Origin of the sequence: Pseudomonas koreensis, assembly GCF_025447595.1 — a bacterium.
Taxonomy (GTDB): domain Bacteria; phylum Pseudomonadota; class Gammaproteobacteria; order Pseudomonadales; family Pseudomonadaceae; genus Aquipseudomonas; species Aquipseudomonas koreensis_H.
The window spans coordinates 48912-73578 of record NZ_JAOEJU010000024.1 but is presented as its reverse complement, the minus strand read 5'-3'; the positions used below and the strand labels follow the sequence as shown (position 1 = coordinate 73578).

20 protein-coding genes, 2 tRNA genes and 2 pseudogenes are annotated in these 24667 nt (G+C 60.2%); 11 read left to right on the top strand and 13 right to left on the bottom strand.

Translation table 11 applies throughout. The features are described 5' to 3' along the window. Nucleotides 1–6: 6 nt before the first annotated feature. Both N8H71_RS23900 and N8H71_RS23895 read right to left on the bottom strand, forming a co-directional pair. Nucleotides 7–1704, bottom strand: a complete 1698-nt coding sequence (locus N8H71_RS23900) for a molecular chaperone HscC (RefSeq protein WP_262195905.1) — start codon at nt 1702–1704, stop codon at nt 7–9. A gap of 211 nt (nt 1705–1915) precedes the next feature. Then, nucleotides 1916–3334, bottom strand: coding sequence for a short-chain fatty acid transporter (locus N8H71_RS23895; RefSeq protein ID WP_262195904.1), 1419 nt, complete (start codon nt 3332–3334; stop codon nt 1916–1918). A gap of 199 nt (nt 3335–3533) precedes the next feature. Between N8H71_RS23895 and N8H71_RS23890 the strand changes: the two genes are divergently transcribed. The 6 genes and pseudogenes from N8H71_RS23890 to N8H71_RS23865 all read left to right on the top strand — a co-directional run bounded on the left by N8H71_RS23890 (nt 3534) and on the right by N8H71_RS23865 (nt 7850). Beyond that, nucleotides 3534–4847: an MFS transporter gene (locus tag N8H71_RS23890; RefSeq protein ID WP_262195903.1), complete on the top strand. Its 1314-nt coding sequence runs from the start codon at nt 3534–3536 to the stop codon at nt 4845–4847. 117 nt (nt 4848–4964) lie between these two features. Further along, nucleotides 4965–5693: pseudogene (locus N8H71_RS28985) on the top strand (PAS domain-containing protein); the annotation flags it as partial. Between the two features lie 156 nt (nt 5694–5849). After that, on the top strand, nt 5850–6281 hold the full coding sequence (locus N8H71_RS28980; RefSeq protein ID WP_236676451.1) for a methyl-accepting chemotaxis protein: 432 nt from the start codon (nt 5850–5852) through the stop codon (nt 6279–6281). 87 nt (nt 6282–6368) lie between these two features. Next, a complete protein-coding gene (locus tag N8H71_RS23875) occupies nt 6369–6968 on the top strand; it encodes a flavin reductase family protein (protein ID WP_262195902.1) in 600 nt (199 codons plus the stop codon). Nucleotides 6969–7060: 92 nt separating this feature from the next. Then, on the top strand, nt 7061–7621 hold the full coding sequence (locus N8H71_RS23870) for a DUF2975 domain-containing protein (RefSeq protein WP_262195901.1): 561 nt from the start codon (nt 7061–7063) through the stop codon (nt 7619–7621). Nucleotides 7622–7628: 7 nt separating this feature from the next. Continuing rightward, nucleotides 7629–7850, top strand: a complete 222-nt coding sequence (locus N8H71_RS23865; protein WP_007951734.1) for a helix-turn-helix domain-containing protein — start codon at nt 7629–7631, stop codon at nt 7848–7850. 134 nt (nt 7851–7984) lie between these two features. Here N8H71_RS23865 and N8H71_RS23860 read toward each other — a convergent pair whose 3' ends face one another. Beyond that, nucleotides 7985–8356: a helix-turn-helix domain-containing protein gene (locus N8H71_RS23860; RefSeq protein ID WP_262195900.1), complete on the bottom strand. Its 372-nt coding sequence runs from the start codon at nt 8354–8356 to the stop codon at nt 7985–7987. A gap of 187 nt (nt 8357–8543) precedes the next feature. Next, the gene (gene ggt, locus N8H71_RS23855; RefSeq protein WP_262195899.1) at nt 8544–10376 is read right to left on the bottom strand and encodes a gamma-glutamyltransferase; all 1833 of its coding nucleotides are present in this window, start codon (nt 10374–10376) and stop codon (nt 8544–8546) included. A gap of 155 nt (nt 10377–10531) precedes the next feature. Between ggt and N8H71_RS23850 the strand changes: the two genes are divergently transcribed. Then, nucleotides 10532–11632, top strand: coding sequence for a M14 family metallopeptidase (locus N8H71_RS23850; protein WP_262195898.1), 1101 nt, complete (start codon nt 10532–10534; stop codon nt 11630–11632). Between the two features lie 84 nt (nt 11633–11716). On the opposite strand, the gene N8H71_RS23845 is transcribed toward N8H71_RS23850, so the two are convergent. Next, nucleotides 11717–11793: transfer RNA gene (locus tag N8H71_RS23845), tRNA-Met, on the bottom strand. 115 nt (nt 11794–11908) lie between these two features. Next, complete coding sequence (locus N8H71_RS23840) at nt 11909–13966, bottom strand: methyl-accepting chemotaxis protein (RefSeq protein ID WP_262195897.1); 2058 nt, start codon at nt 13964–13966, stop codon at nt 11909–11911. Nucleotides 13967–14299: 333 nt separating this feature from the next. Between N8H71_RS23840 and N8H71_RS23835 the strand changes: the two genes are divergently transcribed. From N8H71_RS23835 to N8H71_RS23820, 4 genes and pseudogenes are all read left to right on the top strand, one after another. Next, nucleotides 14300–15517: an MFS transporter gene (locus tag N8H71_RS23835; protein ID WP_262195896.1), complete on the top strand. Its 1218-nt coding sequence runs from the start codon at nt 14300–14302 to the stop codon at nt 15515–15517. A gap of 171 nt (nt 15518–15688) precedes the next feature. Next, nucleotides 15689–16351: a VIT1/CCC1 transporter family protein gene (locus N8H71_RS23830; protein ID WP_262195895.1), complete on the top strand. Its 663-nt coding sequence runs from the start codon at nt 15689–15691 to the stop codon at nt 16349–16351. Between the two features lie 94 nt (nt 16352–16445). Then, nucleotides 16446–18236 (top strand): annotated as a pseudogene (locus N8H71_RS23825) (SulP family inorganic anion transporter). A gap of 39 nt (nt 18237–18275) precedes the next feature. Then, nucleotides 18276–19355, top strand: coding sequence for an AI-2E family transporter (locus N8H71_RS23820; protein WP_262195894.1), 1080 nt, complete (start codon nt 18276–18278; stop codon nt 19353–19355). Nucleotides 19356–19474: 119 nt separating this feature from the next. Here N8H71_RS23820 and ychF read toward each other — a convergent pair whose 3' ends face one another. The 7 genes from ychF to lolB form a co-directional block, all read right to left on the bottom strand. Next, entirely contained in the window at nt 19475–20575 is a 1101-nt protein-coding gene (gene ychF, locus N8H71_RS23815; RefSeq protein WP_085709288.1) for a redox-regulated ATPase YchF, read from the bottom strand. Nucleotides 20576–20597: 22 nt separating this feature from the next. Continuing rightward, nucleotides 20598–21182 carry an aminoacyl-tRNA hydrolase gene (gene pth / locus N8H71_RS23810; protein WP_007951726.1) on the bottom strand — a complete coding sequence of 195 codons (585 nt, stop codon included), beginning with the start codon at nt 21180–21182 and terminating at the stop codon, nt 20598–20600. Nucleotides 21183–21353: 171 nt separating this feature from the next. Next, nucleotides 21354–21953 (bottom strand): 50S ribosomal protein L25/general stress protein Ctc, encoded by a 600-nt coding sequence (locus tag N8H71_RS23805; RefSeq protein ID WP_085709289.1) that lies wholly within the window; start codon nt 21951–21953, stop codon nt 21354–21356. A gap of 140 nt (nt 21954–22093) precedes the next feature. Continuing rightward, nucleotides 22094–23035, bottom strand: coding sequence for a ribose-phosphate pyrophosphokinase (locus N8H71_RS23800; protein ID WP_003171603.1), 942 nt, complete (start codon nt 23033–23035; stop codon nt 22094–22096). Between the two features lie 47 nt (nt 23036–23082). Continuing rightward, nucleotides 23083–23157: transfer RNA gene (locus N8H71_RS23795), tRNA-Gln, on the bottom strand. A 37-nt stretch (nt 23158–23194) separates the two neighbouring features. After that, on the bottom strand, nt 23195–24046 hold the full coding sequence (gene ispE / locus N8H71_RS23790; protein WP_262195893.1) for a 4-(cytidine 5'-diphospho)-2-C-methyl-D-erythritol kinase: 852 nt from the start codon (nt 24044–24046) through the stop codon (nt 23195–23197). A 3-nt stretch (nt 24047–24049) separates the two neighbouring features. Further along, entirely contained in the window at nt 24050–24667 is a 618-nt protein-coding gene (gene lolB, locus N8H71_RS23785) for a lipoprotein insertase outer membrane protein LolB (RefSeq protein ID WP_262195892.1), read from the bottom strand.

Genomic DNA, 24667 nt, shown 5'->3' with positions numbered 1-24667 from the left:
GCTTCCTTACTGCCAGGGGCTGCGATCGAGGGCACTCAACTGCTTGCTCAGTTCGGTACGGGTTTCACGGATCTGCCGCTCGTCCTGGGAATCCAGCGCCTGCTGGAATTGCTTGGCCCAGTAGCCGATCTGGTCGCGCAGGTCGCCCAGGCTTTCCTGATACAGACGTTCCAGGCGGGCACTGAGCAGGGTGTTCACTTGTTGCTCGCGCGGATGGATCTTCAGTTGCGCCAGGGCTTGCAGACGCTGCTGGATCTCCTCGGGCGTCAGCACGCCGGGGGTGTTCTCGATGACCAGCGAATGCTGCTGACCGGTCAGGGGAATGCTGACCTGGGCTTCCAGCAAACCGTTGTTGTCATAGGTGAAGCGCACATCCAGCTCGACTTCGCCGGCCTTGCGCTTGGGCACCTTGATGTCCAGTTGGCCGAGCGCCACGTTGTCTTTGACCAGGCGGCTTTCGCCCTGAAAGATTTTCACGACGACCTGTTCCTGATTGTCGTGAAGCGTCTGCACGGTTTTCACCCGGCTGACCGGGACGATGCTGTTGCGTTCGATGATCGGCAGGTAGTGACCGCTTTCATACTGACGACCGACCTGAGTGGAAGTCTCGATCCCCAGCGTGTAGGAGCAGACATCGGTGAGCACCACTTCTTCCAGCGCGGCCGAACGGGCCTTGAGGGCTGCCTGAATCGCGGCGCCCTGAGCTACGACCTGATCCGGATCGAGGCTGATCGACGGGAAGCGGCCGAACAGTCCGGCAGCCAGTTTGCGCACCAGCGGCATGCGGGTGGTGCCGCCGACCAGCAGGATTTCGTCGAGGTCGCTGACGCGGATGCGTGCGTCACGCAGGGCCCGTTCGATCGGTGCGCGCAGACGTTCGAGCAGCGGCATGTACAGCGTCGCCATCTGCGCCTGGGTGATGGTCTGGGTCCATTGCTTTTCGCCGACCTGCAATCTGAATTCGGCGCTGGCTTCCTGCCCCAGTGCGCGGCGTACACGCTCGGCTTCGCGGCGCAGTGGCTGGAGGATTGTGGAACGCTCGGGGAAGTCCGACACGTTGCGATGCTGATCGATAAAGTGCTCGAGCAGCACGTTGTCGAAATCCTCACCGCCGAGGAAGTTGTCACCGGCGCTGGCGCGCACTTCCATGACGCCTTCGAAGAGTTCGAGAATCGACACGTCGAACGTACCGCCGCCCAGGTCGAACACCAGGAACGAAGTTTCCTTGTCCCGTTGGTGCAGGCCGTAGGCGAGTGCGGCGGCGGTGGGTTCGTTGATCAGCTTTTCGACTTTCAGGCCCGCCAGCTCACCGGCGATGCGCGTGGCCTTGCGCTGGGCGTCGCTGAAATAGGCCGGAACACTGATCACGGCTTCCGTGACGGTCTGGCCGTAGGTGCGCTCGACGTCTTCTTTCAGGCTCTTGAGCACCAGCGCCGACAGCTCTTCAGGACGGAATTTCTTATCCCCGAGCCAGACCTCCGTTGCACTGCCCATATGACGCTTGAACAGCGACGCAGTCAGGCGCGGGTGGGTATGCAGGCGTTCACGGGCAGCTTGTCCGACCAGAATCCGGCCCTGATCGTCCAGGCCCACCACGCTCGGTGTCAGGAACTGTCCCAGGGCGTTGGGCACCAACTCAGTGGCATCGCCGCGCCATACGGCAACAAGGCTGTTGGTGGTTCCCAGGTCAATCCCGACAATCATTGCAACGAACTCCCTTTGCGCTCAGACAAAAAATGAAACAGATATTGGGCGCGCAAGAATATTACCGAGGCAGTGGCGCGGTAAAGAAAGATGATGGCTCTGAGCCATTATTTGCGACAGGCAACCGCAGGAGAGATCGTTCGGGTCGCTTTTTGTCGAAGGGATCGGAGGGAAAGACAGGGCGCCGGAGCCGGCGCCCTGTGGTCATCGTTTAAGGCATGACGGGCGGCAGATACGACAGCGTCGTCCCCAGCGCCCACAGCAACACCAGCACCAGCGGCGTGTGCACCAGCAATTGCACGAACGAGAAACCGATAAGATCCCGCGCCTTCAGCCCAAGCACGCCCAGCAGCGGCAGCATGTAGAACGGGTTGATCAGGTTCGGCAGGGCTTCGGCGGCGTTGTAGATCTGTACCGCCCAACCGAGGTGATAGTTGAGATCGTTGGCTACCTGCATCACGTATGGCGCCTCGATGATCCACTTGCCGCCACCGGACGGAATGAAGAAACCGAGAATCGCCGAGTACACGCCCATCAGCAGCGCATAGGTATCGTGGGAAGCGATGCTGACGAAGAACGTCGAGATGTGATGAGCCAAGGTCTGAGCGTCAGTGCCTTTGACCGTGGTCATCAGTGCGGCAATCGAGCCATACAGCGGGAACTGGATCAGCACTCCGGTGGTGGTCGGCACGGCGCGCGACACCGCATCAAGGAAGCTGCGCGGGCGCCAGTGCAGCAACGCGCCGAGCATGATGAACAGGAAGTTATAGGTGTTGAGCCCGGAAATCGCGGTGATCGCAGGTTTGGTCGAAAACTCGTGGAACAGCCATCCGGCCGCCAGCAGCACCAGCAGGATGATCAGTAGCGGGCTGTGCTCCAGCCATTCGCCGGGACGGGTGCGCGGTTGCAGCGGCGGCAGGTTGAAGGCCGGGTCGATGCCGCAGGCCTTGGCATCACGCGCCGAGTTCGGGCCGGGCGCGGTGGCGTAGGCGATGATGATCGAAATCACGATCAGCGCCAGCAGCATGACTCCCGACTGCCAGAGGAAAATCGTCTGGGTGAACGGAATCACCCCGGTGATCGACAGAATCGACGGCGGCAGGCTGGCCGGGTTGGCCTGCAACTGCGCGGCGGACGACGACAGGCCCAATGCCCACACGGCGCCGAGGCCAAGGTAGGCGGCGGCACCGGCGGCGCGGTAGTCCATTTTCAGATCGGTGCGGCGGGCGAGGGCGCGCACCAACAGACCGCCGAACACCAGCGACAGGCCCCAGTTGAGCAAGGACGCGATCATCGAGATCAGCGCGACCCAGGCCACGGCCGAGCGACCGTTTTTCGGGATCCGCGCCAGGCGATCGATCAGCTTTACGGCGGGCGGCGAACTGGCCACGACATACCCGCCGATCACCACGAAGGCCATCTGCATGGTGAACGGGATCAGGCTCCAGAATCCGTCACCGAAGGCCATGGCGGCGTCGGTGGGTTTGGCGCCCATGGCCAGGGTCGCCAGCGCGACGATGATCACCGCCAGCGCGGCAAATACCCAGGAGTCGGGAAACCAGCGTTCGGCGAAACTTGAACAGCGCAAGGCAAAGCGCGCAGAGCGGCTATCTTCGATATCAACGGCCACGGGAGTACCTCGGATTTTTATGTTTATTGTGGTCTTCGGGGCTTGGCCGGCCCGTCTGGACAGGTGCCAACAGTAAATCAACCGGCGGATTTTTGTGACCGTGTTTTGCCGAATCAGACTATGGTCTAACGGGTTGTCCGGCGGCCCGTTTGCGTAGACCATGGGCGCCTTGGTTTTTTGCCTGCCAGAGTTCTTTGCCATGACTGCCCATTCCAATGCCCGACCGGCGCCGTTCAGCCGTTCCGACTACAAGACCCTCGGCCTCGCGGCCCTGGGCGGGGCGCTGGAGATCTACGATTTCATCATTTTCGTGTTCTTCGCCCTGACCCTCAGCCAGCTGTTCTTCCCGCCGGAAATGCCCGAGTGGCTGCGCCTGCTGCAAAGTTTCGGGATCTTCGTCACCGGCTATCTGGCGCGCCCGCTGGGCGGAATCCTGATGGCGCATTTCGCCGACCGGTTGGGGCGCAAGAAGGTCTTCAGTCTGAGCATCCTGATGATGGCGCTGCCGTGTCTGCTGATCGGGATCATGCCGACCTACGCGCAGATCGGCTATTTCGCACCGTTGCTGCTGCTGGCGCTGCGCATCCTGCAAGGCGCGGCGGTGGGCGGCGAAGTGCCGAGCGCCTGGGTGTTCGTGGCCGAGCACGCGCCGACCGGGCATCGCGGTTACGCGTTGGGCTTTCTGCAGGCCGGGCTGACGTTCGGTTATCTGATCGGTGCATTGACCGCGACTTTTCTGGCGCAAGTGTTCACCCCGGCCGAAGTGCTTGATTACGCGTGGCGCTATCCGTTCCTGCTCGGCGGTGTGTTCGGCGTGATCGGCGTCTGGTTGCGCCGCTGGCTGAGCGAAACCCCGGTGTTCATGGCCATGGAAGCGCAGCGCGAAGCGCGCGTCGAACTGCCGCTGCGCACCGTGCTGCGCGATCATCGTCTGGCCATGTTGCCGGCGATGCTCCTGACCTGCGTACTGACCTCGGCAGTGGTGGTGTTCGTGGTCATCACCCCGACCATGATGCAGAAGACCTTCGGCATGACTGCCGGCCATACCTTTGCGCTCAGTGCGCTGGGCATTGTTTTCCTCAACATCGGCTGTGTGATCGCCGGCCGGCTGGTCGATCGCACAGGCGCCTGGCGCACGGTCATGCTTTACAGCCTGCTGCTGCCGCTGGGGATCGGCCTGCTTTACACCTGCCTGATCAGCGGCGGGGATTGGGTCGGTCTGGCCTATGCCGTCGCAGGGTTGTGCTGTGGCGTGGTCGGTGCGGTGCCGTCGGTGATGGTCAGCCTGTTCCCGGCGCGGATCCGCGTTTCCGGGATCTCCTTCACCTACAACATTGCCTACGCCGCCTGGGCCAGTGTCACACCGTTGCTGCTGATCGGTCTGATGCCGTGGAGTCCGTGGATCTGCGTGATGTTCTGCGCGGTGATGGGCGTGGTGGGCGTCGTCAGTGCGGCGTATTTCGGCTCGCGCATGCCGCGCGCGGAACAGTGTCCGGTGGCCGGCACCGCCTGAGTAGTCGAGGCGTAACTATTTTTGTAGGACAAGCCTCAAGCGCTCTTCAGAAAAGATTTCCAAGGCCGATGGTTAGGCTGCATACCCGCTATCCATCCAGTCCATCGGTGCTTTCCCATGTTCAACAAACGCCTGAAGCAAGAGCTGGCGGCTCTTCGTGAAGAACTCTCCAGCCTTCTGCAAGTGAAGGAGAGTCTGGAAAGCGAGATGATGGTGCTCAATCTCGAGCCCGACGGACGCATTCAGTCGGTCAACCAGAACTTTCTCAGTGAAATGCTCTACAAGAGCCACGACCTGATCGGGCGAGCCATCGAAGACATCGTGCCGGCCCATGTGAAGTCCGACGAGTTTCATCACCGCTTCAAGGCAGCCCTGACCCGTGGCGAGCATTTCGCGGGTGCCGTGCGTCTTTCCCGAGGTAATGGCGAGGAGGCGTGGTTGCGTTCGATCGTGCAGCCGGTACGGTCTTCAGACGGGCGAATCAAGCATTTCTCGATCTATTCCAGCGACCTGACCCGCACTATCGAGGCCTCCCGCGAGCACGAAAACCTGATCGGTGCGCTGGTGCGTTCGACCGCCGTGATCGAGTTCGACCTCAGCGGTAACGTGCTGAGCGCCAACGAACGGTTCCTCCAGGGCATGGGTTACAGCCTGGCGCAGATCAAGGGCAAACATCACCGCCAGTTCTGCGAGCCGGAGGAGTACAACAGCGCCGAGTACCAGAACTTCTGGCGCCGCCTGAACAACGGCGAATTCGTCGCCGGCCGTTTCAAGCGGGTCGACAGCCATGGTCGGACCGTCTGGCTGGAGGCGTCCTATAACCCGGTGCTCGACGCCAACGAAAAGCTCTACAAAGTGGTGAAGTTCGCCACGGTGATTACCGATCAGGTCAATCAGGAACAGGCCGTCGCCGACGCCGCCAATATCGCCTATAGCACGTCCCTGCAAACCGACAGCACCGCCCAGCGTGGCACCCGTGTGGTGACTGAAGCGGTCAACGTGATGCGCGATCTATCGAAGCACATGCAGACTGCCGGCGAAGGCATCGAGGCGCTGAACGAGCAATCCCAGGTGATCGGCACCATCGTCAAGACCATCAGCGGTATTGCAGAACAGACCAACCTGCTGGCGCTCAACGCGGCCATCGAAGCCGCTCGCGCCGGTGAGCAAGGTCGGGGGTTCGCGGTGGTGGCCGACGAAGTGCGGCAACTGGCTTCGCGCACCAGTCAGGCGACCGAAGAAATCGTCGGTGTGGTGCGCCAGAACCAGGACATGGCACGCAATGCCGTGGCCCTGATGACCGACGGCAAGCAACAGGCCGAACAAGGGCTGGCGCTGGCGGCGGAGGCCGGTACGGTGATCGTCGAGATCCAGGACGGCGCGCAGAAAGTGGTGGATGCAGTCGGCCAGTTCGCCAACCAGTTATCCAACTGATGCCTGCCAGGCGAAGGGATGGTCGACGGCCATCCCTTCGTTGTTTTTATCCCGCTACAATCGGCTCTTTTTCCCGGAGCAGATCCCATGAGCGAGTCCTTCCGTCGCCCGGTTCCCCTGAACAAAGCCTACCGCCTGCTCAATCACGGGCCGACCGTGCTGGTCAGCGCCGCCCATGACGGACAGCGCAACATCATGGCCGCGGCGTGGGCCATGCCGCTGGATTTCGAACCGCCGAAAGTCGCAGTGGTTCTCGATAAATCCACCTGGACCCGACACTTGCTCGAGGCCTCGGGCACTTTTGTTCTCAACGTTCCCTGTGTGAATCAGGCCGACATCGTGCAGACCGTCGGCTCGACTTCAGGCCTGGAAATCAATCGCGATCAAGGTCAGGACAAGTTCCAGGCCTACGGCTTGCAAAGCTTCGCTGGCGAGCAGGTCGAGTCACCGATGCTGGACGGTTGCGTGGCCTGGCTCGAATGCCGGTTGCTGCCGGAGCCGCGCAATCACGAACAGTACGATCTGTTCCTGGCCGAAGTGATCGCGGCGCAGGCTGACTCGCGGGTGTTCAGCGATGGGCGCTGGCATTTTGAAGGGCACGATGAGCTGCGCACGCTGCATCACGTGGCCGGTGGCAACTTTCTGAAGATCGGTGATCCGGTGGTCGGTAAAAGCCTGGACGCCTGACGGTTATTAATGTTTTGCAGCAATTAATTATTGTTATTCGATAATTTTAATCGTTAGGGTGGCGCTCACATTCATTCTTGTGAGGCTTTCCCATGACCACCCACGGGCTCGTGCAATTCAGTCGGCGCATGGCGACGGTGACGTTGATCCTGATCGTCGTAATGCTGCTGCTCAATGCTGTCATATGGGCTTACCCACCGTTGGCGGAAAAGGAAGGCTGGGGGCTGGGGTTTGCGCTGACCGAGCGCCAGCTGTCACACATGGCCGACACCGCCACACTGTTTCCGTGGTGGCAGAAGCTGGGCGGGATCGTGCTGTCGAGCATTCCCCTGCTGGCGCTGGCGTCGGGCCTGAACCATTTGCGCCGGTTGTTTCAGAGTTACGCGCGGGGTGAGTATTTCGCCCGGGAAACGGCGGAGCATCTGGGCAAGGTCGGGCGAGCCGTGGCGATCTGGGTGCTGCTGGATTTCCTCTGTGAGCCGATGCTCAGCCTGTGGGTCACCCAGAACGCGCCGGTCGGTGAGCGGCTGTTAACCTTGAGCATCACGGCTGCCGCCTTCGTTGCGTTGTTCCTGGCGGCATGTATCTCGATCATCGCGCGGATTCTGGCGCAGGCCAGTGAAGTGGAGCGCGAAAACCGTACATTTATTTGAGGTCGTCATGCCTATCGTGATTCAACTGGATGTGATGCTCGCGCTGCGCAAGGTCAAATCCAAAGACCTGGCAGCCGCCATCGGCATTACCGAGGCCAACCTGTCGTTGCTCAAACAGGGCAAGGTCAAAGGGCTGCGACTGGCGACACTGGATGCCATCTGCGAGTACCTCAACTGTCAGCCCGGGGATCTGCTGGTTCGCGTGGCGGGGGAGGAGGGTGACGCCTGAGGGTTTCGGTTGCTGGCGAATTGGATTCATGGACATACAAAAAAGGCTTACCTCTCGGTAAGCCTTTTTCAGTTGGTGGGTGGGGAATTCAGGGTAGGCAATACATGTTGAGGTGCCTGCACGGCTGTTTTTTATCAGACCGATTTAATGGGTTTGATCAGACTTTCTGCCGGAATACCGAACAACTCGTGAAGCTTCCAGATCATGGGAAGCGTCAGCGCGCGTTTGCCATTCAGAACCTCATAAACGCGGTTTGTCCGGCCAATTGCAGGAGCGAGATCGGCTGCTGACAGCCCGGACTGCTCCATCCGAAACCTTATGGCATCAATCGGGTTGGGCAGGTCGAGTGGGAAGTGTCTGGCCTCATAGGCCTCGATAAGGGTGATCATGATGTCGAAGTAATCACCTTCAGGCGTACCGGGCTCTGGCTCATTCTCGAAAAGAGCGGACACGTCTTTGAGCGCCGCACGGTAGTCTTCTTCGGTATGAATCGGACGTATGTTCATGGGTTACTCCATTTCGACGGTATCAGCGTCGATTGCGTCGTACTGTTTGTGAGAACTCTGCAGCACTCTATCCCGGACAGCATTTTTCCGGTGTAGGAAAAGGCAGCGTGATTTAGCCGAATTGGATTCATGCACATACAAAAAAGGCTTACCTCTCGGTAAGCCTTTTTCAGTTGGCAGTGCTGATTCAATCCCCCAGCGCTACCCCTTCACGCCGAGGATCTGCCCCACCTGCCAGCGTTGCCTTCCCTTGAGCATCCTTGACCCGCACGATGGCCTGGGTACCGCTGGTCATGTCGATTTCATTCACCGTGTGGCCTTTGTCTTTCAGAGCCTGGATCAGCGTCGGGCTGAACTGGCCCTGTTCCAGCTCTGTCGGGCCGTTACGGCTGCCGAAGTTGGGCAGGCTGATGGCGCTTTGCGGGTCGAGGTTCCAGTCGAGCAGGCCGACGGTGGTTTTGGCCACGTATTCGATGATCTGCGAGCCACCCGGAGAGCCGACGGTGGCGACGAAGTCGCCGCTGTTGCGGTCAAAGATCAGCGTCGGTGCCATCGATGAGCGCGGGCGTTTGCCGGGCTCTACGCGGTTGGCGACTTTCTGGCCGTTCTCTTCGGGGATGAACGAGAAATCGGTCATCTGGTTGTTGAGCAAAAAGCCCTGAACCATCAGGTGCGAGCCGAACGCTGCCTCGATGGTGGTGGTCATCGACACGGCACCACCGAAGTCATCCACGGCCACCACTTGCGAGGTGGAAATGCGCAGCGGCGAGCGATCCGGCGCGTAGGCGACCTGCACGCCAGGAGGTGTGCCGGGTTTGGCACTGCCCATGCTGCGTTCGCCGATGAGGCTGGCGCGGCTGGCCAGGTAACCCGGATCGACCAGACCTTTGACCGGCACCGGCACGAAGTCGGTATCGGCCACGTATTGCGCGCGGTCGGCGTAGGCCAGCCGCTCGGTTTCGGCGATCAGGTGCACGGCTTGCGGCGCCGGTTCGATACCGGCGGGTTTATCGGTCTTCACAGGCTTGAGCGGCGTCAGGGACAGGCGTGGGTCGCGGGTCTCCAGCGCCTCCAAGGTGCCGAGAATCTGCGCCACCGCAATCCCGCCCGATGACGGCGGTGGCATCCCGCAAACCTGCCAGCGTTTGTAGTCGGTGCACAGTGGCGCGCGCTCCTTGGCCTGATAGTGCTGGAGGTCGTTCAGCGACAGGCTGCCGGGGTTGGCATGGCCCTGAACCTTGGCCACGATCTCTTCGGCGATCGGGCCTTTGTACAGTGCGTCCGCACCTTCGTTGGCGATGCGCTTGAGCACGGCGGCCAGCGCCGGGTTCTGCAAGCGAGTGCCGACGGCTTTGACGCTGCCATCGCTGTTCAGAAAGTACTTGGCCATGTCCGGCGAGCGGCGAATCACCGGGTCGGATTCCAGCAGCGAATGCAGGCGCGGAGAGATCGCAAAACCCTGCTCGGCCAGTTTGATCGCCGGTTCGAACAATGTCGCCCACGGCAAGCGGCCGTGCTTTTTGTGCGCCAGCTCCAGCGCACGCATCACCCCCGGCGTGCCGACAGAGCGTCCACCGATCTGCGCCTGCGGGAACGGCATCGGTTTGCCGTCGGCCTGTAGAAACAGCTTCTCGGTCGCGCCGGCCGGTGCGGTTTCGCGACCGTCATAGGTGCGCACCTGTTTGCCATCCCACAGCACGATCATCGCGCCACCACCGATCCCGGAGGATTGCGGTTCGACCAGGGTCAACATGGCTTGCATTGCGATGGCGGCATCGATGGCGGAACCACCCTGACGCAACATCTCGCGACCGGCCTCGGCGGCCAGCGGATTGGCAGCGGCGGCCATGTGTTTTTCGGCGTGGCTGGCTTGCAGGCCGGTGCGGTAGCCGGAGGCGGCTTCCGGTGCCAGCGGCAGGGTCGAGGAGGGCGGTGCGTTGCAGGCAGTGAGGGCGATGGCGCTGACGATCAGCGTCAGGGCGGGCAGGCGAAAACGGTTCAGGGGCAGGGCTGGAAACACGCGGGGCTCTCCGTCCGTGGGATAAAAGTCTGACGGACTGTATCGGCCGACTGTGTACGACGCAAACCGGAGGTATTTTTGTCCTTCATGCCTTGGCGGATTTTCTGTAGGGTCATGGGCAAACGTGAAGCCAGAACAATCAACAAGAGGCCGCCATGCACAACGAGTTTCCGACCCAGCCCAGCTATCGCGAACAACGCGAGCGCTTTCTTGCCGCCGCAAAGGTGGCGGGTGCAACGCTCTCTTCTTACGCGCATCCGCTCAATGGGCCGTTTGGCGAGTCTTTGAGTACCGATGTGGCGGTACTGGGGGATCCCTCGGCCAAACAGCGTCTGGTGGCGCTCAGCGGCACTCACGGGGTTGAGGGTTATTACGGCTCGGAGTGCCAGATCGACTGGCTCAAGCATTTCACGCCGGAGTCGCTGCCGAAGGATGTCGCGGTGGTGATGATTCACCTGATCAACCCGTGGGGCACGGCATGGCTGCGGCGGGTCAATGAAGACAACATCGACCTCAACCGCAATCACCTGGATTTCAACCGACCGCTTCCTGACAACCGTGCCTATTCGGCGCTGCATGAAATTTACGCCTGCACCGACTTGAACGGCCCCGAGCGAAAAAAGGCTGATGCCTTGCTCGATGCGCAAATCGCCAAGCATGGCTGGCCAGCAGTCATGTCGATTGTCGAGGGCGGTCAGCACAGTCATCCCGACGGATTGTTCTTTGGCGGACTCGCGCCGAGTTGGTCGAATCGCACGCTGCATTCAATCATCGGGAATCATCTGGCTGGTGCTGAAACCGTGATGTGTTTCGACCTGCACACCGGCGCCGGCGAGTACGGACATCCGATGTTGCTGACGATTACCCAGGCGCCGTATCCAGCGCTGGCAAAGGCGCAGTCGATTTACGGCCCGTGGCTCTACACGTTGTATACCGGTGCCGAAACCTTGAGTGAAACCGGCGTTGCGGCAACCGCCACCGGGTACACTTCGCAGGCCTTGCTCAATGCGCTGCCGAATGTGCAGCTGATGCCGTTCGTGATCGAGTGCGGGACTTATCCGGGGCCGGACGTGCATCGTTACCTTCGCGATGATCACTGGCTGCATTTGCATGGCGATCCGCTGGATGCGACGGGGCGCGAGATCAAATTGAATCTGCTGGAGCAGTTTTACCCGGCGGATCCAGACTGGCGGGCGCTGGTGGGTTTGCGCACCCGGCAGATCTGGGCGAAAGGGCTGGCGGCACTGGCCGGATAAAAGAAAATGCCGGTTGATGATGGCCGGCACTTTTCTCGAGGCATAAAAAAACGGCCTACCTTTCGGTAAGCCGTTTTTAGTACTTGGTGGCTACACAGGGACTTGAACCCCGGACCCCAGCATTATGAATGCTATGCTCTAACCAACTGAGCTATGTAGCCAAGTGGCGCGCATTATTCCCCTGAAATGGAAAAGCGTCAAGCGTAAATTCAAAATATTTCTTCTTATTTTCAACCGCTTATCCTCCCGCGCCGAAAATCGGGGCGGGAGGGGCTTTCAACGCAGCTGAAATCTTCCAGTGTTGGCACTCAAGGCATGGCTGCCCTGGCTCAAGGTGTCCGCCGCAAGGTTCACGGCCCGCGCGCCTTCGAGCAGGCGAACCGCCGCCTGATCCACCTGCTGGATATTGCCGCTGACTTCATCGGCAGTGCTCGCCTGTTCTTCGACCGCCGTGGCGATCTGGGCGAGGGTGTCGGTGACGCTCTGCACGGCGCTGGCAATTTCCCCCAGGCGTTCGCCAAGTCCCGTGACCGCCTCGGCATCCGATTGAGCCTGCCCGCACGCGGCCTCCATCAGGTTCACTGCCTCGTTGACGGTATTGCGCAAGCTGTCGACCGTACCGGCAATTTGTGCGGTGGACGATTGCGTACGTTGCGACAGGCTGCGCACTTCGTCGGCCACCACGGCGAAACCGCGACCTTGCTCGCCGGCACGTGCGGCTTCGATGGCAGCGTTGAGCGCCAGCAGGTTGGTCTGTTCGGCGACGCCGCGAATGGTGTCGACCACCAATTGAATCTGCTGCCCTTGCTCGCTGACCCGGCCCAGCGCCGCTGCGGTTTCGTTCAGGCGCTGATTGAGCTGCTGAATGCTCGCTGTGGTGCGCTGACTGTCACGGCTGCTGTCGGAAGCGATGCGCCGGGTGTGCTGGGCGCTGCCCGAAGCCTGTTCGCAACTCTGCGCCACACCTTGGGACGTCGCCGCCAATTGCGTGGCTGCCGCCGCGATCTGGCTGATCTGCAATTGCTGCGCTTCGACTTCGCTGAGCGCGCCGCTGGAGTGATCGTTGAGGCTGCGCACGGCGTTGCTCAGTTGCGAAGTCTCGTGATCGACACCCAGCAAACTGGTGCGCAATTGCACTACGGCCACGTTGAGTGCGGTGCTGATCGAGGCCAGCTCATCGCGGCCCACGACAGGCACCTGCAGACTCAGATTGCCGTCGCGCAGGGCCTCGGCCAGTAGCGTTATGCCGCTGGCGCTACGACGGATCGAGGCTTGCAGGCAGACGAACAGATACAGCGCGGCCAGCAACAGGAAACCGAACACAGCCGCGACAACGATGAACTGACGAATCGCCGATCCGTGGTAGTCATCCAGCCGCTGATCCAGCGACACCAGCGATTGCTGGCGCAGCGTGGCGAGGTTGCCGAGCAAGGCATCGAGGCTGCGTTCGAACTCTTCAGGCTTGAGATTGATGCTGCCGCCGAACACGCCGTCATCCAGCACTTTCAAACCAGCATCCAGCTGTTTGAGGCTGTCGTGATACTGCCCGGCCCAGCCTTGCAGGGCCGGCGGCAGACGCGCTTCGAGCAGGCCTGCGGTTTTTACAAGCTGCTCGCGGGCATCACCGATGCGGCTGCGCAGGTCACGCAGTTGCAGACGGCTTTGCAGGGTGAACTGACCGGATACCACAGATGCCTGGCCGACGGCTGCCAGTCGGCCGACGCGTTCGATCAGGTCTGGCGCATGCTGGGTGGATATCTGCGTCAGCAGATAGGTTTCCAGCCACGGCGCGAGGATCAGGCGATTGTCCATCGCGATCTGCTCACGCAAGGCTTGCAGGGCGCTGAGTGCATTGGTGAAACGGTCGTAACCGTCCGGCCACCAGCCGACACTGGAAAGGCTTTTCGAGTCCAGACCGTCGAGCGCCGCTTGCAGGGCCTGATAGCGGGCCAGAGTTTCGCCCTCTGCACCTTCGGCCTGCAACGCGTTGCCAAGATCGGTCGTGGCTTGGGCAACCGCCGGTTGTACCTTATCGAACGCAGCCATGGCCGCGACAGTGGCGGGCGTCGGCTGGCGGTTGGTTTCCGTGGCACGCCAGCGAGCGGCGCGGTCACGCTGAGCCGCCAGCAGGTTGTCGAGTGCATCGAGGGCGAGCAACTGCCGCACACCGGCACGCTCGCCGGCGATCAGATTGAGCTTGTCGCGATAGTCCTGGCCGATCATCAACAGGCTGCCGGCCAATGGCAGGATAAACAGCAGAAACAACAACTGGAATTTGCGTGCGAAGCCAAACCGCCCCAGCAACCCGATCCCCGGTGATAAAAAAGCCTGCATGCCCCATGACTCCTCTGGACACCACGCACCATCGGCGTGCATCGCGGTCGTTGCGACCGGGATTGGTGCCCTGCTAAAAGGCCTCGAAAGTTCACCGTCGCCCGCTCTGTAGGCCGGCTCTGTAGCGAAACTTCCCATTCTCGATGCCCTTTGTAAGGGCGCCGCGTTCAAGCGGATAAGCAAGGCAAGATTCAGACCATGGCGTTGCGCTATCACTTGCAACGCGACGACTGAATAGTTCGTTAGCTGGCTAAGGGGATGGCGCTGGCGCACCGAAAAATGGCACATTGACGCACCTGCCCGCGTGCACCCATCTGCAGTCCGGAAACTCCCATGGCTATCAGCAACGTTCAGACCGCCGCTGCCTCGGCGTCCGCTCCTCCACAAAGCAGCCCTTTGGTGATGCGTATCATCGGCGCGGTGGCGCTGGCGCATTTGATCAACGACCTGATCCAGTCAGTGCTACCGTCGATCTACCCGATGCTCAAGGCCAACTATGGTCTGAGCTTCACCCAGGTCGGCCTGATTACCTTGACCTTCCAGTTGACCGCTTCGCTGTTGCAGCCGTGGGTCGGTTATCACACCGACCGACATCCGAAACCGTGGCTGTTGCCGGCAGGTTCCGTGTGCACGCTGATCGGCATTGTGATGATGTCGATGGTCGGCAGTTTTCCGTTGATCCTGCTGGCGGCGGCGCTGATCGGTATCGGCTCTTCAACGTTCCACCCCGAAGCGTCCCGTATCGCACGGCTGGCCTCCGGTGGACGTTTCGGTCTGGCGCAATCGACCTTCCAGGTCGGTGGTAACGCCGGTTCGGCATTCGGTCCGTTACTGGCGGCGGCGATCATCATTCCTTTCGGCCAAGGCAATGTGGCCTGGTTCGGACTGTTCGCCGTGTTTGCGCTGTTCGTGCTCTATCGCATCAGCCGCTGGTACGCCCATCACCTGAACCTGTTCAAGCTCAAGGCCGGCCAGGCTGCCACTCATGGACTGTCGAAGGGCAGGGTGGTCAGCGCGCTGGTGGTGCTCGGGTTGCTGGTGTTCTCCAAGTATTTCTACATGGCCAGCCTGACCAGTTACTTCACCTTCTACCTGATCGAGAAGTTCGACCTGTCGGTGGCCAGTTCCCAGCTTCATCTGTTCCTGTTCCTCGGCGCGGTGGCGGCCGGTACGTTCTTCGGCGGACCGATTGGGGACAAGATCGGGCGCAAGGCAGTGATCTGGTTCTCGATCCTCGGCGTGGCGCCGTTCACGCTGCTCATGCCGCATGTCGACCTGTTCTGGACCAGCGTCCTGAGCGTGGTGATCGGTTTTATCCTGGCGTCGGCGTTCTCGGCGATCGTGGTGTACGCGCAGGAACTGGTGCCGGGCAATGTCGGAATGATTGCCGGGGTGTTCTTCGGGCTGATGTTCGGTTTTGGCGGGATTGGCGCGGCGTTGCTCGGGCATCTGGCGGACATTCACGGCATCGAGTACGTGTATTTCCTGTGCTCGTTCCTGCCATTGTTCGGGGTGTTGGCCATTTTTCTGCCGCGCACCGGCAAGGCCTGAACCTCGAACGCCTGATTCTGCAGTAGCTCCAGGCCTTGAACCAAGATTCGAGGCCTGGTCAGCACTCGAGATTTTTCGCACTACACTGAAGCGGATCGAAACCTCTCTGGAAAAAGCTGCACCCGGCCTGTGGCTCAAGCGGGCCGGTGCAGCCTTGGTGAGGATCAGGTCATGCACAATCCTGAAGAGTCCAGGCGTGCGCGGGTGCTGGATCCGGTCGAGCGGGGCACCGAGGTCATCTTCGGTCTGCTCATGGCCATGACATTCACGGGAACCATCAGCGTGGCGACGGCCGGACAGGAGGACGAGCGCACGATGATGTTCGCGGCCCTGGGCTGTAATCTCGCCTGGGGGCTCGCCGATGCGGTGATGTATTTGCTCCGTACCTTAGTCGAACGCGTTCGCAAGCGCACGTTGCTTGCAAACGTGCGCGATGAAGCCGACGCGGTTGCCGGACAGGCCCTGATTGCCGATGCATTGCCACCGCGACTGCTTGCGGCGGCCGGCCCTGAAGAGCTGGAGTCGTTGCGCCGCCGGCTGATCAAGCATTCGACGACATCGGTGAAGCCGATCCTCGGTTGGGACGATTTCAAGGGCGCGGTCGGCGTCTTTCTGTTGGTGGTGCTCTCGACATTCCCGCTGGTGGTGCCGTTCCTGCTGCTTGAACAGACGTCGCTCGCTGTCCGTCTGTCGAATCTGATCGGGCTCGCTGTGCTGTTCATCGCGGGGTGGCTGTTTGCCCGTTATGCCGGGGTAAATCCATGGTTCGGGGCGTTTGCCATGGCGGTGACGGGTGCTGTGCTGATTGCCGCCATCATCGCCCTGGGCGGGTAACACTCGATCTTCCAGCTATCGACGGGTATTGCTCAACCATTCTGACCGGCACGTTCCAGCATCACGACGCTGTACACCAAAGGACCCCTGTCCTATGAGCCATTCGGATGAGTCATCATCGTCCCCGGATCGAGGGCAAATTGCCCATCGGGTGTCGAGCCATGTTCAGGCCGGCTGGAGTCGCTGGCTGCCGGGCCTGCGCACGCTGAGCCAATATCAAACCGGCTGGTTGCGGCATGACCTTGTGGCGGGGCTGGTCTTGACCACGATGCTGGTGCCGGTCGGCATCGCTTATGCGGTGGCGTCGGGCGTGCCGGGTATCTATGGGCTTTACGCGACGATCGTCCCGCTGCTCGCCTATGCGCTGGCGGGGCCCAGCCGGATTCTGGTGCTTGGCCCCGACTCGTCGCTGGCTGCCGTGATCCTCTCCGTTGTACTTCCACTGTCGGGCGGTGACCCGCAACGGGCTATCGCGCTCGCGGGCATGATGGCCATCGTTTCGGGAGCCGTGTGCGTCCTTGCCGGCATCGCCCGGTTGGGCTTCGTGACCGAGCTTCTGTCGAAACCGATTCGCTATGGATACATGAACGGTATCGCGCTGGCGGTATTGATCAGTCAGCTGCCCAAGGTTTTTGGCTTCTCCATCGAAAGCAGCGGGCCCATGAGAAGCCTGTGGAGCATCGCCACTGCGGTGATGGACGGAAAAACCAATTGGGTGACCTTCCTGGTCGGCGTGGCCACATTGGCTGTGATTCTGCTGCTCAAGAGCAGCAAGCGCGTACCGGGCATCCTGATCGCGGTGGCGGGCGCAACCATCGCGGTGGGTGTAATGGACCTGGCTGCGCGCTCTGGTGTGGCGGTTCTGGGCCCCCTGCCACAGGGCCTGCCGGCATTTGCGATTCCCTGGATCAATGCCTCCGATCTGGTTCCCGTGCTGATCGGAGGCTGTGCGGTTGCCCTGGTTTCGTTCGCCGATACCAGCGTGCTGTCGCGGGTTTATGCCGCCCGAACCCGCACCTATGTGGATCCGAACTAGGAGATGGTGGGACTTGGCGTCGCCAACCTGGCTGCCGGATTGTTCCAGGGTTTTGCGGTCAGTAGCAGTTCTTCACGTACACCCGTGGCCGAAGCAGCGGGCGCCAAAACTCAACTGACGGGTGTCGTCGGCGCGCTTACCGTGGCCTTGCTGCTCATGTTTGCGCCCGATCTGCTGAAGGATTTACCCACCAGTGCACTGGCTGCGGTGGTGATCGCTTCCGCCATCGGCCTGATCGAGGTTGCGGATTTGAGGCGTATTTATCGCATCCAGCGCTGGGAGTTCTGGTTGTCGATTGCCTGCACGGTCGGCGTCGCTGTATTTGGCGCGATCGAAGGCATCGCGTTCGCGATCGTGATCGCCGTCATCGAGTTTCTGTGGGACGGCTGGCGGCCGTATTCGGCAGTTCTGGGCAGCGTGAAGGGCATTAGCGGCTACCACGATATTCAGCGTTATCCCGAGGCGCAACGGATTCCCGGCCTGGTGTTGTTTCGCTGGGATGCACCGCTATTTTTCGCCAACGCCGAACTGTTCCACGACCGCGTACTCGATGCCGTAGTCGCGTCACCCACGCCCGTGCGTTGCCTGGTCGTTGCGGCAGAGCCGGTGACCAGTGTGGACGTGACTTCCGCCGACATGCTGGCGGAGCTCGATGACACTCTGCACGCGGCGGGAATCAAGTTGTGTGTGGCGGAAATGAAAGACCCGGTAAAGGACAAGTTGAAGCGATTCGGGCTTTTTGCGCGGCTGGGTGAAGCAGCGTTCTTTGCAACTGTCGAAGATGCCGTAGGCCGCTATGTCGAGCTGGAAGCCGCGAGTCGGGAAAACCACATTGAGCCGCCACCCTGAGCGGCTCACGCGATTGATACCCGCTGCAGGAGGTCACCGATGCTTCCCGATCCTGATGTCGAGAAAGCGTTATCCAGAGACTTGCTGGATGTGCTGATCCGGGCCGGTGTGATTGCCGTCCTGATGATTTTCTGTTTCCGGATATTCAGTCCGTTTCTGGACTTGATGTTGTGGTCTCTGATTCTCGGGATCACTCTTTACCCCGTGCAGGTGCGAGTCAAAAACCTGCTTGGAAACAGAGACGGGCTTGCGGCCACGCTGATTGTTCTGGTGGTCATCGGCATCCTCATGCTTCCGGCTTACTTGCTCGGCGCGTCGATTGCCGATTCGTTGGCAAAGGTCATGGACGTGGTCAAAAGTGGCAATTTTTCTATTCCTGCACCGCCGGACTCGATTGCCAATTGGCCGTTGGTGGGCAAGCCGGTGCTCGGTATCTGGACGCAAGCGATGAGCGACCTGCCGGAGTTTATCCACAGGTTCATTCCCCAGATCAAAGACGCGAGCCTCGTGATGTTGAGCAAACTGGCAGGCGCTGGCGTGGGATTTATCCTGTTCATCTTCGCGGTGATTATTGCGGGCATCTTTGCCGCGTACGGTGAAATGGGCCAACGTAGCGCGGTGCAAATCGTTTCGGCCTTCTGTGGAGCGGCCAAGGGGCCTGCAATTGCCAGACTGTGCACAGCGACCATCCGTGCGGTGGCGCTGGGCGTGGTCGGTATCGCCTTTATCCAGATGCTGTTGGTTGGTATCGGTTTTGTGGTCATGGACGTCCCGGGGGCGGGATTGCTGGCGCTGGCCGTGTTGCTGCTGGGTATCATGCAGCTGCCGGCCACCCTGATTACCTTGCCGGTCATCGCCTTTGTGTTGATGAGCGAAGGTGCCAGCACGGGAACCATCGTATTCGCCGTCTACGTCTTTGTGGCGGGTATGGTCGATAACGTTCTCAAACCATTGCTGCTGGGACGTGGTGTCGATGTGCCGATGCCGGTAGTGTTGATCGGCGCGTTGGGCGGAATGGTGATGAGCGGCATTCTCGGCCTGTTCATCGGCCCGGTGATACTTGCTGTCGGCTATCGGCTGTTCTGGCAGTGGGTGGAGGATCAGCAGAGTCAGGCGTGATCTGGTCCGCGCCTTGGCCGCGTTGCAAAGTGCCGGCCCCTGAATGAAAAAATCCCCGTATCGTCGAGCGATTACGGGGATTTCCGATTATCTGAGACCGTGATGAATCACGGCTTCGGTCATACGTTGAAGCGGAAGTGCATCACGTCACCGTCTTTGACGATGTAGTCCTTGCCTTCCAGACGCCATTTACCGGCTTCCTTGGTGCCTGCTTCGCCCTTGTACTGGATGAAGTCGTTGTAGGCGATCACTTCGGCGCGGATGAAGCCTTTCTCGAAGTCGGTGTGGATCACGCCAGCGGCTTGTGGTGCGGTTGCACCGACGCGGACGGTCCAGGCGCGGACTTCTTCAACACCGGCGGTGAAGTAGGTCTGCAGGTGCAGCATTTCGTAGCCGGCGCGGATCACGCGGTTCAGGCCAGGCTCTTCCAGGCCCAGGGCCTCGAGGAACATGTCTTTCTCTTCACCGTCGTCCAGCTCGGCGATTTCCGCCTCGATCTTGTTGCAGACCGGAACGACCATGGCGCCTTCTTCTTCGGCGATGGCCTTGACCACATCCAGGTGCGGGTTGTTCTCGAAACCGTCTTCAGCGACGTTGGCGATGTACATGACCGGCTTGGTGGTCAGCAGGTGGAAGCCCTTGATGATCGCCTTTTCGTCGGCGCTCATGTTCTTCATCAGGCTGCGCGCAGGCTTGCCTTCGGTGAAGTGCGGGATCAATTGCTCCAGCAGGGCCTTCTGGGCCACTGCGTCCTTGTCACCGCCCTTGGCGTTGCGCGCGACTTTCTGCAGTTGCTTCTCGCAGCTGTCGAGGTCGGCGAAGATCAGTTCCAGGTCGATGATTTCGATGTCGCGCTTCGGGTCGACGCTGTTGGAAACGTGGATCACGTTCTCGTCTTCGAAGCAGCGAACGACGTGAGCGATCGCGTCGGTTTCACGGATGTTGGCCAGGAACTTGTTGCCCAGGCCTTCACCTTTCGACGCGCCTGCCACCAGGCCTGCGATGTCGACGAATTCCATGGTGGTCGGCAGGATGCGCTTTGGATTGACGATTTCCGCCAGAGCATTCAGGCGTGGGTCCGGCATCGGCACGATGCCGCTGTTCGGCTCGATGGTGCAGAAGGGGAAGTTCTCGGCCGCGATCCCGGATTTGGTCAGGGCGTTGAACAGGGTGGACTTGCCGACGTTAGGCAGGCCGACGATGCCGCAATTGAATCCCATGGTGTTTCCCCTCGGATTAGAGTCAGGCCTTCTGGCTGTGCAGGTTTTTCATCGCGCGGTTCCATTCACCGGCGAGGATATCCGGCAGCACGCCGAGGGCAAAGTCGATGCTGGCATCGAGTTTTTCCTGTTCGGCGCGTGGCGCACGACCCAGGACGAAATTTGAAACCATACTGGCGACGCCCGGGTGGCCGATGCCAAGCCGCAGGCGGTGGAACGTATTCTGATTGCCCAATTGCGCAATGATGTCGCGCAACCCGTTGTGACCGCCATGGCCGCCGCCAACCTTGAGTTTGGCGACGCCCGGAGGCAGATCGAGTTCGTCGTGTGCCACCAGGATTTCTTCAGGCTTGATGCGGAAGAAACCGGCGAGTGCCGCCACGGCCTGGCCGCTGCGGTTCATGTAGGTGGTGGGAATCAGCAGACGAACGTCCTGACCCTGATGCGAAAAACGCCCGGTCAGGCCGAAATACTTGCGATCGGCCACGAGATTCACGTTCTGTGCGTGGGCGATGCGCTCAACAAAAAGGGCCCCTGCGTTATGCCGGGTCTGCTCGTATTCAGCGCCTGGATTTCCCAAGCCAACGATCAGTTTGATGGCAGTCACGATAGGGGCCCTTCCTTTGAGTGGTGGATAACATCGCCGCGATCACGGAAGGCGGCGAAAGTGGACGAAAAATGCTCATTTACCATGTATGTAAACTTCGCGTTCCCGCCCGCTTTCTCGCTACGTTCCAGTCCGCGATGTTACCTGCTCACTCAGGCATGACAGAGTGAATTACTCTGCAGCGCCTTCGGCAGCTTCTGGAGCAACACGTGGAGCGTGGACGTTGGCAACAGCCTTGTCATCGCCGTGTGCCAGAGCAACGAACTCAACACCTTTAGGAGCTTTGAGGTCCGACAGGTGAATGATGGTGCCGATTTCAGCTTTAGCCAGGTCGACTTCGATGAACTCAGGCAGGTCTTTGGCTTCGCAGGAAACTTCGATTTCTGCAACAACGTGCGAGATCTCGCCGCCTTTCTTGACCGGAGCTTCTTCGTTGATGAAGTGCACTGGAACAACGGCAGTCAGTTTCTTGCCGGCAACAACGCGTACGAAGTCGGCGTGCATGATGAACTGCTTGGCCGGGTGACGCTGCATGGCTTTAACAACCACGTCTTGCTTGACGCCGCCGATGTTCAGTTGGATGACGTGGCTGAAAGCAGCCTCGTCTTCGAACAGCTTGGCTACTTCTTTAGCCAGCATCATGATGGACTCAGGAGCCTTGTCACCACCGTAGACAACGGCAGGAACCTGGCTGGCGAGACGACGCAGGCGGCGGCTCGCACCTTTCCCCAGGTCGGTACGCGCTTCGGCGTTCAGGATGAAATCAGTCATTTTGTATCTCCAAAATAGCCATGTCCGGGTGACGTCTGCGACCGACGTCAAAGCGGCACGGGCAAAAAAGCCCCGCCCCAACATGAGTGTTGGGGCGGGGCGCTTTTCGTCAACGAGACATTTCGAGAAGGGCAGGGCCCTTAACGGAACATCGCGCTGATCGATTCTTCATTGCTGATGCGGCGAACCGCTTCGGCAACAACCGGTGCGATATCCAGTTGACGGATACGTGCACAGGCTTGTGCTGCAGCGGACAGCGGGATGGTGTTAGTGACCACCAGCTCGTCCAGCACGGAATTTTCGATATTCTCGATGGCCCGACCCGACAGCACAGGGTGTGTGCAGTAGGCAAAGACCTTGGCTGCGCCATGCTCTTTCAGGGCCTTGGCCGCGTGGCACAGAGTGCCGGCGGTATCGACCATGTCATCGACCAGGATGCAGGTACGCCCTTCGACGTCACCAATGATATGCATCACTTCAGAGTGATTGGCTTTCTCACGGCGTTTGTCGATGATCCCGAGATCCACGCCCAGGGATTTGGCAACGGCACGTGCACGCACGACGCCACCAATGTCCGGGGACACGATCATCAGGTTCTCGAAGCGCTGATCTTCGATGTCATCCACCAGAACCGGGGAGCCGTAGATGTTATCTACCGGAATATCGAAGAAACCCTGAATCTGGTCAGCATGCAGATCAACCGTGAGAACACGGTCGATGCCGACTACGGTAAGCATGTCAGCAACGACTTTCGCGCTGATAGCCACACGTGCGGAACGCGGACGGCGATCCTGACGGGCATAACCAAAATAAGGAATAACAGCAGTGATACGAGTAGCCGAGGAGCGGCGGAAGGCATCAGCCATCACTACCAGTTCCATCAGGTTATCGTTGGTCGGAGCGCAAGTCGGCTGAATAATGAAGACGTCTTTACCACGAACGTTTTCATTGATCTCGGCTGTAATTTCGCCGTCGGAGAATTTACCGACAGAGATGTCACCGAGAGGGATATGCAGCTGACGTACGACACGCCGAGCCAGATCGGGGTTAGCGTTCCCCGTAAAGACCATCATCTTGGACACGCGCAGTACCTGAAGGCTGAGGGTATACCTGGATGAGTATAGGAAAATGGCAGGGGCGGCTGGATTCGAACCAACGCATGGCAGGATCAAAACCTGCTGCCTTACCGCTTGGCGACGCCCCTGTATCTGTTGCTTGCAAGTGCCGGGCACTTGGTTCCTTTAGAGCAGACTTTGCAGCTTGCGATGCAACATCGAAATGTTGCTTCCCTTTGCTACAAACCCTGTAAGGGTCTCTGTCAGAAGGGCCGAGACTTTATCAGCTTCAGCTTTGCTTGGGAAGCCCCCAAACACACAACTTCCAGTTCCGGTGAGTTTTGCTTCGGTAAAATTACCTAACAAATTCAATGCGTTACGTACTTCTGGATAACGCCTCGACACCACCGGCAAGCAGTCATTTCGACTGTTTCCCTCGGGAACGGGGCGCACTTTAATGGGCGGCGTGTTACGTGTCAACAATGGATCTGAAAAAATTTCTGCCGTACTAACAGAGACTTGCGGAACGAGCACGACATACCACGGTTCGGCGGGCTCGACCGGGGTCAGTTTCTCGCCGACACCTTCGGCGAAAGCCGCATGGCCACGCACGAACACTGGCACGTCGGCGCCCAGCGTCAGACCCAGTGCCGCCAGCCGGTCTTCATTCCAGCCCAGTTGCCACAAATGATTGAGGCCGAGCAGGGTGGTGGCCGCGTTCGAACTGCCGCCACCGATGCCGCCGCCCATCGGCAGGATCTTGTCGATCCAGATGTCGATGCCAAGGGCGCAACCGGATTGCTCTTGCAGTTTTTTCGCCGCACGCACGATCAGGTTGCTGTCGTGGGGCACGCCGTCGAATTCGGTGTGCAGGCGAATCACGCCGTCGTCCCGCACAGCGAAGGTGATTTCGTCGCCGTAGTCGAGGAACTGAAAAAGTGTCTGCAACTCGTGATAGCCGTCTTCACGGCGACCGAGAATGTGCAGCATCAGATTGAGTTTGGCCGGAGAAGGCAGCTTCAGGCGTGGAGCGGTCATGCGTTATTGCCCCAACTTGCGCGGCTGCCACGTTTTGATGACCAGCGTCACGTCCAGATCGGTGCCGTGCAGCTTGATCCGCTCGGGCAGCCAGTAACCGTTCTGTTCGGCATAGCTGAGGTATTCGACTTGCCAGCCATCCTGATCCAGATTGGCCAGGCGGCTGTTGCCGTCCAGGGTCAGACGGCTTTTGCTGTCGGGGGCCGGGAGACCGCGGACCCACCAGGCCAGATGCGAGACCGGCAATTTCCAGCCCAGCTGCTCTTCGACCAGTGCTTCCGGAGTCGGCGCTTCATAGCGGCCCTGATTCGCTACTTCCAGCGACACCGCGCCTGGACGGCCGGTCAGTCGCGCCGCGCCTCGACCCAACGGGCCGGACAGGCGGATGTCGTAATAATTCTGACGTTGCAGCCAGAACAGCGTGCCGCTGCCCGAGTCTTTCGGTGCGCGGATACCGATCTTGCCGTCGATCTGCCAGCCGTCGAGGCCGGTCAGTTGCTGTTTGTGCTCGCGCCATTGGCCCGGATTACCGTGGCCTTCGACCGACTCACGGGCGCCGAAACCCGCGCAACCGGCGAGCAGGGCGATGAAGCTGAAAACGATGACGTGGCGCAAAAACAT

What these genes read in the sequence shown, in the direction of transcription:
- N8H71_RS23805 (WP_085709289.1), bottom strand. Translation starts at nt 21,953, where the DNA reads ATGACTGATTTCATCCTGAACGCCGAAGCGCGTACCGACCTGGGGAAA.
- N8H71_RS23860 (WP_262195900.1), bottom strand. Translation starts at nt 8,356, where the DNA reads ATGAACATACGTCCGATTCATACCGAAGAAGACTACCGTGCGGCGCTC.
- N8H71_RS23900 (WP_262195905.1), bottom strand. Translation starts at nt 1,704, where the DNA reads ATGATTGTCGGGATTGACCTGGGAACCACCAACAGCCTTGTTGCCGTA.
- N8H71_RS23835 (WP_262195896.1), top strand. Translation starts at nt 14,300, where the DNA reads ATGGCTATCAGCAACGTTCAGACCGCCGCTGCCTCGGCGTCCGCTCCT.
- N8H71_RS28980 (WP_236676451.1), top strand. Translation starts at nt 5,850, where the DNA reads ATGCGCGATCTATCGAAGCACATGCAGACTGCCGGCGAAGGCATCGAG.
- N8H71_RS23830 (WP_262195895.1), top strand. Translation starts at nt 15,689, where the DNA reads ATGCACAATCCTGAAGAGTCCAGGCGTGCGCGGGTGCTGGATCCGGTC.
- N8H71_RS23840 (WP_262195897.1), bottom strand. Translation starts at nt 13,966, where the DNA reads ATGCAGGCTTTTTTATCACCGGGGATCGGGTTGCTGGGGCGGTTTGGC.
- N8H71_RS23865 (WP_007951734.1), top strand. Translation starts at nt 7,629, where the DNA reads ATGCCTATCGTGATTCAACTGGATGTGATGCTCGCGCTGCGCAAGGTC.
- N8H71_RS23820 (WP_262195894.1), top strand. Translation starts at nt 18,276, where the DNA reads ATGCTTCCCGATCCTGATGTCGAGAAAGCGTTATCCAGAGACTTGCTG.
- N8H71_RS23890 (WP_262195903.1), top strand. Translation starts at nt 3,534, where the DNA reads ATGACTGCCCATTCCAATGCCCGACCGGCGCCGTTCAGCCGTTCCGAC.
- N8H71_RS23870 (WP_262195901.1), top strand. Translation starts at nt 7,061, where the DNA reads ATGACCACCCACGGGCTCGTGCAATTCAGTCGGCGCATGGCGACGGTG.
- ispE (WP_262195893.1), bottom strand. Translation starts at nt 24,046, where the DNA reads ATGACCGCTCCACGCCTGAAGCTGCCTTCTCCGGCCAAACTCAATCTG.
- lolB (WP_262195892.1), bottom strand. Translation starts at nt 24,667, where the DNA reads ATGTTTTTGCGCCACGTCATCGTTTTCAGCTTCATCGCCCTGCTCGCC.
- ychF (WP_085709288.1), bottom strand. Translation starts at nt 20,575, where the DNA reads ATGGGATTCAATTGCGGCATCGTCGGCCTGCCTAACGTCGGCAAGTCC.
- N8H71_RS23850 (WP_262195898.1), top strand. Translation starts at nt 10,532, where the DNA reads ATGCACAACGAGTTTCCGACCCAGCCCAGCTATCGCGAACAACGCGAG.
- N8H71_RS23875 (WP_262195902.1), top strand. Translation starts at nt 6,369, where the DNA reads ATGAGCGAGTCCTTCCGTCGCCCGGTTCCCCTGAACAAAGCCTACCGC.